The organism is Nocardia aegles (genome assembly GCF_052545135.1).
In genome coordinates, this window is sequence record NZ_JBQWRI010000008.1 from 13436 (window position 1) to 26699 (window position 13264).

Annotated in this window: 13 protein-coding genes; 3 read left to right on the forward strand and 10 right to left on the reverse strand. The window is 69.1% G+C overall.

Going from position 1 to position 13264, the window contains the following annotated elements:
* Window positions 1-10: 10 nt before the first annotated feature.
* The 3 genes from ACT89H_RS21360 to ACT89H_RS21370 form a co-directional block, all read right to left on the reverse strand.
* The gene (locus ACT89H_RS21360; protein ID WP_445110406.1) at window positions 11-400 is read right to left on the reverse strand and encodes a DUF2784 domain-containing protein; all 390 of its coding nucleotides are present in this window, start codon (window positions 398-400) and stop codon (window positions 11-13) included.
* A gap of 46 nt (window positions 401-446) precedes the next feature.
* Window positions 447-1877 carry an SDR family NAD(P)-dependent oxidoreductase gene (locus tag ACT89H_RS21365; RefSeq protein ID WP_445110407.1) on the reverse strand — a complete coding sequence of 477 codons (1431 nt, stop codon included), beginning with the start codon at window positions 1875-1877 and terminating at the stop codon, window positions 447-449.
* Window positions 1878-1975: 98 nt separating this feature from the next.
* On the reverse strand, window positions 1976-2908 hold the full coding sequence (locus ACT89H_RS21370) for an alpha/beta fold hydrolase (protein ID WP_445110408.1): 933 nt from the start codon (window positions 2906-2908) through the stop codon (window positions 1976-1978).
* Between the two features lie 386 nt (window positions 2909-3294).
* Between ACT89H_RS21370 and ACT89H_RS21375 the strand changes: the two genes are divergently transcribed.
* A complete protein-coding gene (locus ACT89H_RS21375) occupies window positions 3295-3987 on the forward strand; it encodes a TetR/AcrR family transcriptional regulator (RefSeq protein ID WP_445110409.1) in 693 nt (230 codons plus the stop codon).
* Here ACT89H_RS21375 and ACT89H_RS21380 read toward each other — a convergent pair.
* Window positions 3969-4295, reverse strand: a complete 327-nt coding sequence (locus ACT89H_RS21380; RefSeq protein ID WP_445110410.1) for a hypothetical protein — start codon at window positions 4293-4295, stop codon at window positions 3969-3971. The genes ACT89H_RS21375 and ACT89H_RS21380 overlap by 19 nt on opposite strands.
* 233 nt (window positions 4296-4528) lie before the next feature.
* Here ACT89H_RS21380 and ACT89H_RS21385 point away from each other — a divergent pair, with 233 nt between their 5' ends.
* Entirely contained in the window at window positions 4529-5287 is a 759-nt protein-coding gene (locus tag ACT89H_RS21385) for a DUF4190 domain-containing protein (RefSeq protein WP_445110411.1), read from the forward strand.
* A gap of 6 nt (window positions 5288-5293) precedes the next feature.
* On the opposite strand, the gene ligD is transcribed toward ACT89H_RS21385, so the two are convergent.
* The 5 genes from ligD to ACT89H_RS21410 all read right to left on the reverse strand — a co-directional run bounded on the left by ligD (window position 5294) and on the right by ACT89H_RS21410 (window position 9291).
* The gene (gene ligD / locus ACT89H_RS21390; RefSeq protein WP_445110412.1) at window positions 5294-6295 is read right to left on the reverse strand and encodes a non-homologous end-joining DNA ligase; all 1002 of its coding nucleotides are present in this window, start codon (window positions 6293-6295) and stop codon (window positions 5294-5296) included.
* On the reverse strand, window positions 6292-7377 hold the full coding sequence (locus tag ACT89H_RS21395; protein ID WP_445110649.1) for an ATP-dependent DNA ligase: 1086 nt from the start codon (window positions 7375-7377) through the stop codon (window positions 6292-6294). The genes ligD and ACT89H_RS21395 overlap by 4 nt, the downstream gene beginning before the upstream one ends.
* A 126-nt stretch (window positions 7378-7503) precedes the next feature.
* A complete protein-coding gene (locus ACT89H_RS21400; protein WP_445110413.1) occupies window positions 7504-7935 on the reverse strand; it encodes a cold-shock protein in 432 nt (143 codons plus the stop codon).
* 2 nt (window positions 7936-7937) lie between these two features.
* Window positions 7938-9038 carry an SPFH domain-containing protein gene (locus ACT89H_RS21405; RefSeq protein WP_445110414.1) on the reverse strand — a complete coding sequence of 367 codons (1101 nt, stop codon included), beginning with the start codon at window positions 9036-9038 and terminating at the stop codon, window positions 7938-7940.
* A 19-nt stretch (window positions 9039-9057) separates the two neighbouring features.
* Window positions 9058-9291, reverse strand: a complete 234-nt coding sequence (locus ACT89H_RS21410) for an NfeD C-terminal domain-containing protein (protein WP_445110415.1) — start codon at window positions 9289-9291, stop codon at window positions 9058-9060.
* A 121-nt stretch (window positions 9292-9412) separates the two neighbouring features.
* Between ACT89H_RS21410 and ACT89H_RS21415 the strand changes: the two genes are divergently transcribed.
* Entirely contained in the window at window positions 9413-12460 is a 3048-nt protein-coding gene (locus ACT89H_RS21415; protein WP_445110416.1) for a tetratricopeptide repeat protein, read from the forward strand.
* 13 nt (window positions 12461-12473) lie between these two features.
* Here the strand turns inward: ACT89H_RS21415 and ACT89H_RS21420 are convergent, their stop codons facing one another.
* The gene (locus tag ACT89H_RS21420; RefSeq protein WP_445110417.1) at window positions 12474-13103 is read right to left on the reverse strand and encodes a TetR/AcrR family transcriptional regulator; all 630 of its coding nucleotides are present in this window, start codon (window positions 13101-13103) and stop codon (window positions 12474-12476) included.
* Window positions 13104-13264: the final 161 nt, after the last annotated feature.

Sequence of the window (13264 nt, forward strand, 5' to 3'; positions counted from 1 at the left end):
GCGGCGTGGATCAGTGCGGTGCGTGCACACCGGCGGCCGGGGCGGCGCGGCGGCGCAGCGCCCACGCGTAACCGATCCAGGACGCCACCACCAGTGCGGCCACGACTGCGCGCACCAACCCGAGCGCGCTCTCCGGGTAGATCACACCGGTGAGATAGTGATCGATGAACCCGCTCGACGGCAGCCGCTGCTCCCCGGCGCGCTCACGCGCCCAGTTCTCCAGATGGGTGAGCGGGCAGTCGAACCCGAACGCGATCGTGCTGAATCCCCAGCAGACCGCGAGCAGGTGCAGCCAGATCGTGCGCCCGAAGCGCCACGCCAAGAACCCACCGACCACCACGTAGGCCACGAACGCGAAGTGCGTGACGGCGGTGGCGTCGGCCAACAGCCGGTACAGCACGCCTCCAGCGTAACCTTTCGTCGCGGGGCGGGCCCCGCGTCGGCGGCTACCAGGGGGAGGGCTGATAGTCCTTGAGGAAACAGCCGAACAGATCGGTGCCGTTCTCCCCCTGCACAATGGGGTCGTAGACGCGCGCCGCGCCGTCGACCAGGTCCAGCGGTGCGTGGAAACCCTCGTCGGCGAGGCGGACCTTGGTGTAGTGCGGGCGCTCGTCGGTGATCCAGCCGGTGTCGACCGCGGTCATCAGAATGCCGTCCCGCTCGAACATCTCCCTGGCGCTGGTGCGGGTCAGCATGTTCAGCGCGGCCTTGGCCATATTGGTGTGCGGGTGTCCCGGTCCCTTGTACGCGCGGGAGAACTGCCCTTCCATGGCGGAGACGTTCACGACGTACTTGCGGCGCGCCGCGGCGGCGGCCATCGCCGGACGCAGCCGCGAGACCAGGATGAACGGCGCGACCGAGTTGCACAGCTGCACTTCCAGCAGTTCGGTCGGATCCACCTCCGCCACGGTCTGCACCCAGCTGTTGGTGTGCGCGAGGTCGGGCACCAGGCCACCCGCGTCGATCGCCACGCCGCGCGCGATCCGTTCCGGGGTCGCCGATCCGGCGACCAAGGCCAGCTCGGCGACGTCGGCGGCGGTCAGTGCCGGGGTGAGCGAGGCGGTCAGCGCGGTAGGGTGCGCCTGCATGGTTTTGCCGAAGCTGACCACCTCCGGCAGCGCGCCCGCGGGCAATGGTCCCGACTCCGCCTCGACCAGGGCGCTGTAGGCGCCGGGAGAGCGGCGCACCGTCTGCGCGGCGTTGTTGATGAGGATGTCCAGCGGCCCCTGAGCGGCGACGTCGTCGGCCAGGGCGACCACCTGGGCCGGATCGCGCAGATCGATACCGACGATGCGCAACCGGTGCAACCAGTCGGCACTGTCGTCCATCGCGGCGAAGCGCCGGATGGCGTCGTTGGGGAAGCGGGTGGTGATGGTGGTGTGCGCGCCGTCGCGCAGCAGTCGCAGCGCGATGTACATGCCGATCTTGGCGCGGCCGCCGGTGAGCAGTGCCCGCCGCCCGGTCAGATCGGTACGGGCGTCCCGTTTGGTGTGGCTGCGCGCCGCGCACTCCGGGCACAACTGGTGGTAGAAGGCGTCCACCCGGGTATAGCGCTGCTTGCAGATGTAGCAGGGGCGCGGGCGGATCAGGGTGCCCGCGCTGGCTCCGGTCGTGCGTGAGCTGATCGGGATGCCCGCGGTCTCGTCATCGATCCTGTTCGGCGAGCCGGTCGCGGTCGCGGCGACCACCGCGCGATCGGCGGCCGACACCGCCGCGCGCGCATCGGAGCGGCGCCGCTGCTTGAGCTTTTTGAACATGTGCCCGACCGCTCGCTGCACCGCCACCGAGTCGGGATGATCCTTCTCCAGCGTTCCGGCCTGCTCCAGGACCCGAAGACAGGTCGCGAGATCCTCGGGATCGATCATGCTTTCGGCCATCGCGGCTGGGGACATCCTTCATCGAGCTGGGCAGACGACCGGCCCATTGTCGCAAACTCGCCGAACCGGTCGCCCGCACCCCGGCCGGTGCGCCGCGGTCAGCTGCTCCGCGGGGTGATCGCCGCGTGGTCGGCGCGCAGGTCGTCGACGAAGTTGGCGATCGCCTCGGCGACCAGCAACGGCTCGGTGATCGGCAGCCAGTGATTCGCCGGGACGGCGCGACGCCACAGTTTGTCGACCCAGCGTGCGGAGGCGTCGTAGACGGCGGCCGGAACGAACGGGTCGGTGGTGTCGACCAGCAGCTGGACCGGAACCGCAGTCCGCCGCACCCGCGGCTTGCTCGAGTGGTGCAGCAGATTCGCCTGCGCGATGCGCGCGCCCGCGAGCAGGTCGCCGCGCCACGTGCGGGCGATCCGCGCGGGCAGCGGCGAGAATCCGCCGAGCCCGCGGACGAGCAGCCCGCGCACTCGCGGCGGGTAGAGTCTGCGGGCGATCGGACCGGGCCGCAGCGCCCAGTGTGCACCGTGCAACCACCAGCCCGGGTCGTGGAATTCCCGGCCGGCGCTCAGCGCGAGGGCGCGCAGCCACAGGCCTAGATGATCGAGGTTCGGTCCGGCGATGGCGGTGAACGAGGCGATGCGTGTGTTCGCCCGCTCGTCGCAGACCGCCTCCCATAGCTGTACCGCGCCCCAGCCGTGGCCGCACGTGTGCACCGGCGTGCGCGGACTCGCGGCCTCGATCACCGTGAAGAAGTCCTCCGCCATCGTGCCGAGGCGATACTCCGGCAGTCCGGCGGGAACGGCCGAGTCGCCATGGCCGCGCACGTCATAGGCGATGACCCGGAAGCCGTCGCTCAGCAGGGCCGCCACCGTGGACCACACCCGATGGGTGTCGGTGAGGCCGTGCACCAGCACCAAGGGCTCCGCGGCGGCGTCGCCCCATTCGAAGACGGCGAGTTCGGCGCCGTCCCGGTCGACCGTCCAGGTGCGGTCCGGTCGGGGCGTTTCGGTGGTGTCGAGCAGTTCGGTCATGTCCCTACCTCGTTCGCTGCCGGCTACCGATCCGATGGCACGTCGCCGCCGTGCCCAACGTCAGTAATTCCGATACGGACAGTACGAAGGATCGACCCCGGAAGGGAAAGGTGAAACGCCCGAATATGGCGCAGCTCACCGCAGGCCTCGTAGCGTCGGCTCAGGCCTTGTCATCGCGCCGAGGGCCGAGTGCGCTGTTCCCAGCGCCGCCATGTCGAAGTACTTGCTGACCGATCAGCTCGGTATCGTGGTTGACCGCTGCCCGCAACTGCTAGGCGGCTACGGCTAGATGACGGAGTAACCGATTTCCCAGCTCGACACCGACGCCCGTGTCGCCCGTGTCCTGCGCATCCTCGCGGGCGCCAACGAGGTGATGAAGGATCTCATTGCCCGGACTCGCTGACACCAGAAGTGCGGCCGCCGGCGGTGGCGCCGACCCGGCGCTACCGCGCCGCCGCAGGCTCGGACCCGACGAGCGGCGCGCGCAGATCCTCGCCTGTGCGATCGACATGTTCGGTGAGCGTCCGTATGCGGCCGTCTCCACCGCCGAACTGGCGCAGCGCGCGGGCGTCGCGCGCGGTCTGATCAACCACTATTTCGGAAACAAGCGCGACCTCTACCTCGCGGTGGTCCGGCGCATGGTGACGCTGCCCAAGCTCGGCAACATGGTCGTGCCCACCGGCAGTCGGCGCGAGCGGGTGGAAGCCAGCGTGCGCTGGCTGCTGGACACCATCGGCGAGCACGGCAGCACCTGGGTGAAGGTGACCAGCCACGAGGGCGTCGGCGACGATCCCGAAGTGCAGCAGATCATCGACGCCGCCGACGACGCGGCGGCCGAGCGGTTGCTGCTGATGGTCGGTCTCGCCGATTCGGCACACGATGCCGAACTGCGCGCGATGGTGCGCGCCTACGGTGGACTGGTCAAAGTCGCGGGTCGTGAATGGATCACCCGCGGCACGCTCACTCGTGAGCAGGTGCACGAACTGCTGTGTGACATGTTGCTGACGCTGGTCACCGAATCGCTGCCCAAGGTCGATCGCGGGCGACTCGGCGCCCCGGATCACCGCTCGCCGCTGTAGCGAATCGGTCGCAGGGCGCCCGGGCCGTGGCCGTGGCGGCCGTGCTTCAGTTCGATCGCCTGCTCCCGGTGATGCTCGACCAGCAGGGCGCCGACGCCGGTGATCCACAGCGCGGCCGTCACCACTACGCCGACGCCCGCCCAGCCGGTGAACCCGTATCCGGCGGCGGTCAGCGTGCAGGCCAGCGCGGCGATGCCGAGAGCGCACAGCACGATGCCCGGCAGGTTGAAGTCGTCGTCGAGCAAATCTCCGGCCCTGGCATGCCAATGCGGGGTATCCCGGCCGCTCGACGTCGTCTTATCGGACATGGATCCTCCTGGAGAAAGGCCACTGTCAGATGGGTCGCCTGCCCACCAGCATGCGCCTCGGCCAACACATTCGCGAGAGTCGCGGCACGCTGTTATTACGGTCCGATCACAAATATCGGACACTTCGAATGACCTTTTCGCCGCGCGCGCCCTATTCTGTGTCGGTATATCGGGGCGGGGTCCGGGCAGTCCGAGGTTCCTGCGCGGTGCGTGTGGTGTGGAGAGGGACCTGAATGACACGGGCAGAACGGCGTGATACGGATCGCTGGCCGCAGGCGCGGCCGGAGGATCGCTGGTCGGAGCCGGAGCCCGACGGGGGCTGGGCGGACGACGAGGACGAGCGGCGGCCCGAGCAGCCGCCGACCCGCCGCCGGACCGGGCGACTGCGGGTGGAGATCCCGCCCATCGTCAATCCGTACGCGATCGTCGCGCTGGTGGCGGCGCTGCTGGGGCTGTTCCCGGTCGCCATCGTCTTCGGCTTCATCGCCTTCGGTCACCCGCGGGGTCGGGTCATGGCGATGTTCGCGCTGCTGCTCGGCGTCGCCGAGATCACCGCGGTGGCCGGGTTCGTCCTGCTGACGGGTAGCTGGCTGCCGGAGGTGATGAACCGCCAGGCCGTGATCGCGCCCACGCCCGTCGGGCCGGTGCCCACGACCGTCGAGCGTCCGGCGGCCACGACCACGGCGGCAGCGCCGAGCCCCGCCGTGACGCCGACACCCCCGACGCCTCAGGGGGCGGTCACGAAAGGTTCGTCGTGCACCGAGGCGCAACTCGGCCAGATCGGCAGCGCCGCCGACGGTGGCACCCTGATCTGTCTCACGACCTCCGGTGGCTACCAATGGGCGGGCCCGCACGTCGTCGCGACCACCGTGCAGCAGGCGGGTTCGAAGTGCGACGCCTCCGGAGCGAAGACCGGACGCACCGCCGAGGGCCGGGCCCTGGTGTGCGAGCTGAGCGGGCGCGGCGGCACCTGGGTGTTGTGGACCGAATAGCGCTCGCTACTCGGCCTTCTTGGCGCGGCTCGGCTGCACCCTGGGCGGTTCGTTGGGCATCTTCGGGTATTGCGGGGGCCACGGCGCGTCCATGAGACCGGCCGCCATATCCCGTTCGGACATCTCCAGCAGCGGGGCGATGGACTGGGGCGTGCGGTCGGCCCACGGGTCGCCCGATTCGGCGTAGCGTGCCGGGACGGTCGCGATGGTCAGCTCGTCGGGCACCACCGAAGCCAGATCCGGCCAGCTGATCGGCGTCGAGACCTGCGCGCCGACCTTCGGCCGTACACACCAGGCGCCGAAAACAGTTTTGTGTGGCGCATTCTGATTGAAATCGATGAAGACCCGGTTGCCGCGTTCTTCCTTCCACCACTGCGCGGTGATGTCCTCCGGATATCGGCGCTCCAGTTCGCGGGCCAGCGCCACCGCGGCGGCCCGCACCTGATAACCGTCCCACTTCGGTTCCAGCGCCGAGTAGAGATGCAAGCCGCGTGAGCCGGAGGTCTTGATCCAGGATTCGATGCCGAGTTCGGCGAGCAGATCCCTGGTGCGTATCGCGGCGTGCCGCAGATCGGCGAAGGTCGTGCCCGGCGAAGGATCGAGGTCGATACGCAGCTCGTCGGTGATCTCCAGATTGTCGGCGCGGTTGGGCCAGACGTGGAACCCGAGGCACCCCTGATTCACCGCCCAGAGGATATGGGCGAGATCGTGGGCGACGAGGGCGTCGCTGGTGGTGCCGTTCGGTGTGGACACCTCCACGGTGTGCAGCCAGTCCGGCGCGGACTTCGGCACCCGCTTCTGGAACCAGGATTTGCCGGATGCCCCGTCCGGGTAGCGCTCCAGCAGCAGTGGCCGGCCGCCGACGACGTTCAGGAACGGTTCGGCGACCGCCTGGTAGTAGCGGACGAGATCGAGTTTCGTCTCACCGCGCTTGGTGAAATAGATCTTGCCCGGATTGCTGATCGTGACGGTCCGGCTGTCGGTCTCGATGTCGACGGACTCGGTCATCGCGCCGCGCCTTCGCCGAACAGCGTGCTCAATTCCGCGGGCGCGACCTCGTCCAGCTGCGCGTAGGTGCACGATTCCGGCGTTCGGTCGGTGCGGAAGCGCACCAGCCTGCCGCCGTGGCGGAGCCGTCCCGACTGCACATGCTCGTAGCGCACCTCGGCCACCAGCTCCGGCCGCAGCGCCTCCCAGGACAGATCCTTGCCGCCGGTCCAGCGGCTGACGCCGCCGGGCATCTTGCCTTCCGCCGCGGCCTGCGCCGCGGCATCGGCCCAATCCCGCCAGGGATGGTTGTCGAGCGCGTTCTCCCGCAGCGGCGCGAGCTCCTCGACCAGTTCCTTACGCCGGGCCGCGGTGAAACTGCTGGCCACACCCACGTGGTGCAGGCGGCCGGCGTCGTCGAAGAGTCCGAGCAACAGCGAGCCGACCCCGGCCCCGTCCTTGTGCCAGCGGAAACCCGCCACTACGCAGTCGGCGGTGCGCTCGTGCTTGACCTTGAGCATGACCCGCTTGTCCTGGAGATATGTCAGGTCGTCGGACTTGACCATCACCCCGTCGAACCCCGCGCCCTCGAAACGGGTGAACCAGTCCTCGGCCACGTCGGGGTCGTGGGTGAGTGGAGTCAGGTGCACGCGCGCGAGTGCGGTGTCCAGGATCGTTTCCAGCAGCCGCCTGCGCTCGGTGAACGGCTCCCCGGTGAGATCCTTGTCGCCGAGGGCGAGCAGATCGAAGGCCACGAAGCTAGCCGGCGTCTCCGCGGCCAGCTTCGCGACCCGGGACGCGGCCGGGTGCAGGCGATTCTGCAAGGTGTCGAAATCCAGACCCTGCTCGGTGACCACCACGATCTCGCCGTCCACCACGCAGCGGTCCGGCAGGGCCTGCTTCAGCAACTCGGCGACCTCAGGGAAATACCTGGTCAGCGGCCGATCGTTGCGCGAGCCGAGCTCCACTTCGGCGCCATCGCGGAACACGACGCAGCGGAAGCCATCCCATTTGGGTTCGTAGCTCAGGCCCGGCTCGCGGGGCACCGCGGACGCGGATTTGGCCAGCATCGGCCGCACTGGTGGCATCACCGGTAGATCCACGCCATCCTCCTCGGGTTCGATCCTCACCCATATCGACGGTGCGCGCGGACCGAACTCATCGGTATGCGGCCGCGGCCTCGGCTCGATCGTAGGCGGCCGCCCCGACAGCTTCGTGGACTTCGCCGGTCAGTTCTCCAACCAGCCGTGCTGGTCGGCGAACGCGGTGAGCCGGTCGCGGATGGTGAGGATCTCACCGGCGGTGAGCGCCGGGCTCGCGTCCAGGAGGAGTTCGGTGATCAGGCGCTTGTGCTCGGCAACGGTGAGCTGCCCCGAACCCGCCCTGTCCTTTCCCTTGTGCCGCGCGGGAGGCGGGGACGACCCGCCGACCGCAGTGAGGTTCACCGCCTTGGGGCCGCGGTCGCCTTCGGTCACCTCGAACTCGAACACCCGCCCCTGCCGCAACTCGTCCTCGTCCAGACCGATGTCGTTGACGTGGACGAACACATCGGGTCCACCGTCCTCCGGCCGAATGAATCCGAATCCCCGAGAGCTGTCGAACGACACCAATTTCCCGATGGACACCAACACCCGCTCCTCGTCGCCGTCGCTACTGGGCAACTTTAACGCGCCTTTTCGCCGTCGTCGGAGGAAAGCGCCTTTTGTAACGAATTGAAAACAGTCAGTCCCTGACCGACCATTCCGTTCACCAGTTCACTCACCCCGTCCGGACCATTCAGCACGGTGAGATTCGCGTTCGCCAGCCCGTTCGATGCCTGCCGCACGATTTCCGGAAGTTGTTCGATCAACAACTGATCCAGCGCGATCCGGTTGTTCGACGCGGCCGCCTCGGCTTGGATACGGGTGCGGTCGGCTTCCGCCTCGGCCAGGATGCGCACTCGATCGGCTTCCGCCTGAGCTGGTTTGACGACCTCGGCCTGCAACTGCTGCTCGCGGAGTTCGGCTTCCTTGCGGGCCTGCTCGGCCTGCGCGGTGAGCACCTCCTGCAACGCCATCGCCTCGGCGAGCGGGCCCGCCTGCGCGGCCTCCGCGTTGGCTTTGTCGATATCGCGCTGGTATTGCGCGCGCAGGATCGCCGTCTCGCGCTGATATTCCGCCTGCCTGCGCTGGGATTCCTGCTCGGCCTGCGCCGCCGCCTGCGCGGCCTGCGATTGCGCGATCTGCGCGTCGCGCTGGACGGCGGCATTGTGCGGGGCGGCGAGCGCGGCGATATAGCCGAGGTTGCCGTCGTCGATGGACTGGATCTGGAAGGAATCGACCCACAGGCCGATATTGCTCATCTCGACTTTCGACGCGACGAGCACTTCGTCGGCCAGTTTCTGCCGCTCCCGGATGATCTCCTCGACCGTCATCGAGCCGACGATCGAACGCAGGTGCCCGGAGAAGATGCGCCCGGTCAGCACCGACATCTCCCGCTCCTGCTCGGAGAGGAATCGCTGGGCGGCGTTCACGATCGACTGGGTGTCGTTGGCCACCTTGAACGCGATCACCGCACGGACGTCGAGCTGGATCGCCTGTTTGGTGACGCACCGCTCCTTGATCTCGGCTTCGAACATCGCCAGCGACAGATAGCGCACCTTGCGGAACAGCGGAATCACCCAGGCGCCACGCCCGATGACCACTTTGAACGGCGCGTTGTCGCGGCTGCGACCGCCGCTGACCAGCATCGCCTCGTCCGGATCCGGCACATGGTAGCCCAGCACGTCTGTCTCCTTTACTCTTTCAGGTCTCTGCGGCCGGGTCCGGGGTGAGCGGAATCCACGGGACGACGTCGACGACGCGCCCCGGATGGACCGCGATGACCAGCACGGCCGCACCGGCCTGGATCGGCTCGGTGGACTGTGCGATGTACAGCTCGGTTCCCCCGCGAATCGCGACCAGGACCTCGCCCAGCGTCCCGGCACCTCGGATCGGCGATGTGAGCGTACCCGTCAAACCCACCACCGGGTCGGTCATCGCGCGATCTCCTTCTTCCAGCTCCAGGATCGTCACCCTACGTCTCGCACAGCACCTTTCGGTATCGGACCGGCGCGACGGTGCGGCGAAACGACTGCGGCGGCGCGGGTATGTTGCTTGCATGGGAGGTCGGCTGGCGCTGGTGGTGGGGTCGGAATGCGCGGCGCTGGGAGAACTGGGTTTCACCGAGGAACTCGCCAACGGCCTGTACGGGAGTCTCACCGAAGCGGGCGGGTGGCGGCCCGCGATCGATCTGGACGGCCCGGTGCTGAATCCCACTGCCGCGCAACTACTCGGGGCCGTCGACGCGGCCTTCACGGCGGCCTCGCAGCGGCAGGCCACCCTGCTGCTCGGCTTCATCGGGCACGGCGTGGCGACGAGTGCCGAGGATTTCTACCTGCTCGGCCACGATTCACCCGCTGATCCCACCTTGCACAACGCCTTTCACCTCACCCAGGAGATCCGCGAGCGGCTCGACCGCGCCGCGCTGGACGGGCTGGTGCTGCTCGTCGACGCCTGCGAGGCGGGACAGGGTGTGCAAGGGGCCGCGCGCCGGTGGACCGAACTGCTGGCGCAGTCCGGCGGCCGGATGGAACTGCTGGTCGCCTCCGGTGACGGTCCCGCGTACTCCGGATGCTTCACCCGGACCATGCTCGCCACCTTCGACCTGGGCCTGCCGCTGCGCGGGGAGAACCTGTTGCCCTCGGACCTGGTCGATCCGATCGCCGTGCAGTGCACCCATCAGCAGCCGCAGCATCTGTCGTTCAGTTCCGGCGCGGTGTCCACGACCCAGGGCGTCGACCCGGGACTGTGGCTGGTGCCGAACACCGCGCGGCACCGGGACGCGGTGAGCGGACGCTCCGCCGCCGGGTTCGTCGACCAGCTGACCCGGGGTCTGCTGCTGACGCCCGATGTGCGCGAACGTCTCGACGCGATCGTCGACGCGGGCAGTCACCGGCTGCGTGGGGTGCTGGGTCCGGCGGGTGTGGGCAAGTCCACGCTGCTGGCGATGCTGATCCGCCCCAGCCTGGTCGACGGGCTCGCCGTCACACCCGACTACATCACCGCCGCGGTGTTCCTGACGGTGAACAGTTCGGTGGAGTCGGTGGCGGCGGAGCTGGCCGCGCAACTCCATGCCCGCCTGCCCGGGTTCCGGGAGGCGGCGCGCGCGGCCAGGGCGCATCGGCCCAGGGACGAGTTCGACAGCTTCGACATCCTGGTCCGCCGCCCGTTGGCCCGCCTGTCCACCGCGGGCCGCCGGGTCACCCTGGTATTCGACGGGCTGAACCAGCCGCAGGAGGGGACCAGGCGGTTGCTGGTCGCCGCGATCACCGAGCTGACCCGCCGCGAAGATCTCCGGCATGTGCGCGTGATCGTCGGTATCCGGCCCGGCACCGGCGTCGAGGACGATCCGGGGCTGGCCCACATGTACCGGATAGATATCGCCGAACCGGCGGCCGACGACATCGCCGCGGTGGTGGATTCCGCGCGGGGTGCGGCGCCGCTGGGCCCGGTCGACTGGATCGGCTGGATCCAGCGGCTGCTGGCGGAGACCCCCACGGACGCGAGCGGTTCACGGGTGATCGCCGGTGGCTGGCTGGTGGCGCGCATGCTGCTGGAGGTCGCTTCGGGATTGACCGACGGTGCGGTCGCCGCCGGGATCGGCCTCGATCGGGTCATCGCGCTGCGGGTCGACACGGCGCTGCGCGGGAACGATGCCGAGATCGAGGCCGACACATCGGCTCTGCTCGGCGTGCTGGTCGCGGCGGGCGTGGGTCCGGTGCTGCCGCTGGAACTGCTGGATTCGGCGCTGTTGTCGCTCGGTGTCGATCTCAGCGCGGCACGGGTCCGCGACATCGCCGTGAATCTCGGCGCCCTGGTCACCCGCAGTCACCCCGGCACCGTCCGCGAGTCGCTCGGCGTGGCCCACAGCGCGTTCCTGCCCGCACTGGCCGCGGAGTGCCGTCGCCTCGGCGTGCGCATCGCGGACGCGCACCGCGCCTTGATCGCGGCGATCCAGGCCGACGCCGGCGACCGGTCCGCGGACTACGCGCGGGGCGCTGCCGTACGCCACTGTCTGGCCTACGGCGATTCCGCCTTGGCCATCGACTTCCTGGAGAAGCTGGAAACCGGCAGGTCGGCCGACGACCGCGACCTGTGGGCCGCATGGACACCCGATTTCGCCGAGTCACTGGGCGCGGACCATCCCGACACCTTCACGGCGCGGGAACGGTGGGCCTACCATCGCGCCGAGAGCGGAGACCTGGTCGGCGCCGTCGCTGACTTCGAGCAGTTGCTCGCCGACCGGTTGCGGGTGCTCGGGCCCGACGATCCGGCCACCTTGGACACCCGCGACAAGCTGGCCGGCTACCGCGCCCGCTGCGGTGACTACGCCGGCGCGGGCGAGGAACTCGAGCACCTGCTCGGCGACCAGTTGCGCCTGCTCGGGCCCGACCACCCCGAAACCCTGCGCACCAGGAACAATCTGGCGTCCAATCGCGGCGACGTCGGCGATTTCGCCGGGGCGATCGACTGGTTCGAGCAGTTGCGCGCCGACCGTGCCCGCGTGCTGGGCGCCGACCATCCGGACACCTTGCGCACTCGCAACAGTCTGGCGTACTGGCGGGCCGGCAGCGGTGATCTCCTCGGCGCGGGGGCCGAGTTCGAGCAGCTGGTCGTCGACTATCTCCGCGTCTTCGGCGCCGATCACCCCAATACGCTCGGCGCACGCAACAACCTCGCGGCGTTCCGCGCGCGCAGCGGTGATCTGGCCGGGGCGGGCGCGGAGTTCACCCGCCTGCTCGACGATCGTCTGCGGGTACTCGGTCCCGACCATCCCGACACGCTGCTCACCCGCGGCAAACTGGCCGCCTACCGCGCCGACAGCGGCGACCTCGATGGCGCGGTCGCCGATCTGGAGAAACTGCTCGGCGACCGATTACGGGTGCTCGGCCCGGATCACCCGGATACCTTCGACACCCGTAACGAACTCGCGAGCTGCCGCGCCCGGCACGGCGAGCTGACTCGCGCCGTCGCGGAACTGGAGGTGCTGCTGGTCGCGGAGTTGCGTGCCCTCGGCCCCAATCACGCCGCCACCATCCGGACGCGGAACACACTGGCGTACTGGCGGGCCCGGTCCGGTGACCTACCGTCCGGCCGCACCGGGTGACGCGCGGTGCGGGTCACGAACGGTAGAGCGAGCGGTACACGGTGAGCATCGCGAGGCAGTGCTCGACGACCTGCTCACGGGTTGCGCGCAGCGAGCCGTTCAGCCAGGCCGAGAACACCCCCGCGTTCCCGCTCGCCATGGTCACCGCCGCCAGCCTGCGCTTGACCGGGTCGTCGATGTGGGCGAACAGATGATCCTGCATGATCCGGGTGAAGACCGGCAGCACCGCGAAGGTGGTCTGTCCGAGCCCGGTGCTGGAGTACGGCTCGACCAGGAAAAGCCGCGATTTTCGCGGGTCGGCGAGCACCTTGTCCACCAGGATCTCCGCCAGCGCGCGGTCGTGGGACGGGTCGTCGGTGGCGGCGAAGGCCGTCATGGGTTCCAGGAATTCCTCGGCGACCTGACGGTAGAGCACGTCCAGCAACTCGTCGCGGCCGGCGAAGCTCTCGTAGAAGTAGCGGTCGGTGAGATTGGCCTTACGGCACACCGCACGCATGGTGACCCCGCTCGCGCCCGACTCGCCGATCAGATCGAGCGCCGCCTCCAACAGCGCCGCCCTCCGCGTCTGCCTGCGCTCGGTGAGCGTAGTCCCACCCCAGATCCGTGGGCCCTCCTGGCCCTTTGCGTCCTGACCTGTCTGCACGGCCCAACGATAGTGCCTGGCGGCGCGTCCCGGCGCTGCGCTCATCCGCCCCGCTGTCCCAGGCCTTGCCGAACTGGACCACACGCCGTCACGGAGCGGTAACTGTCGGTTTACTCGATCTGGTTACCCTCCCTCGGATGCTCGGTGGTTCGGTAGTGGAG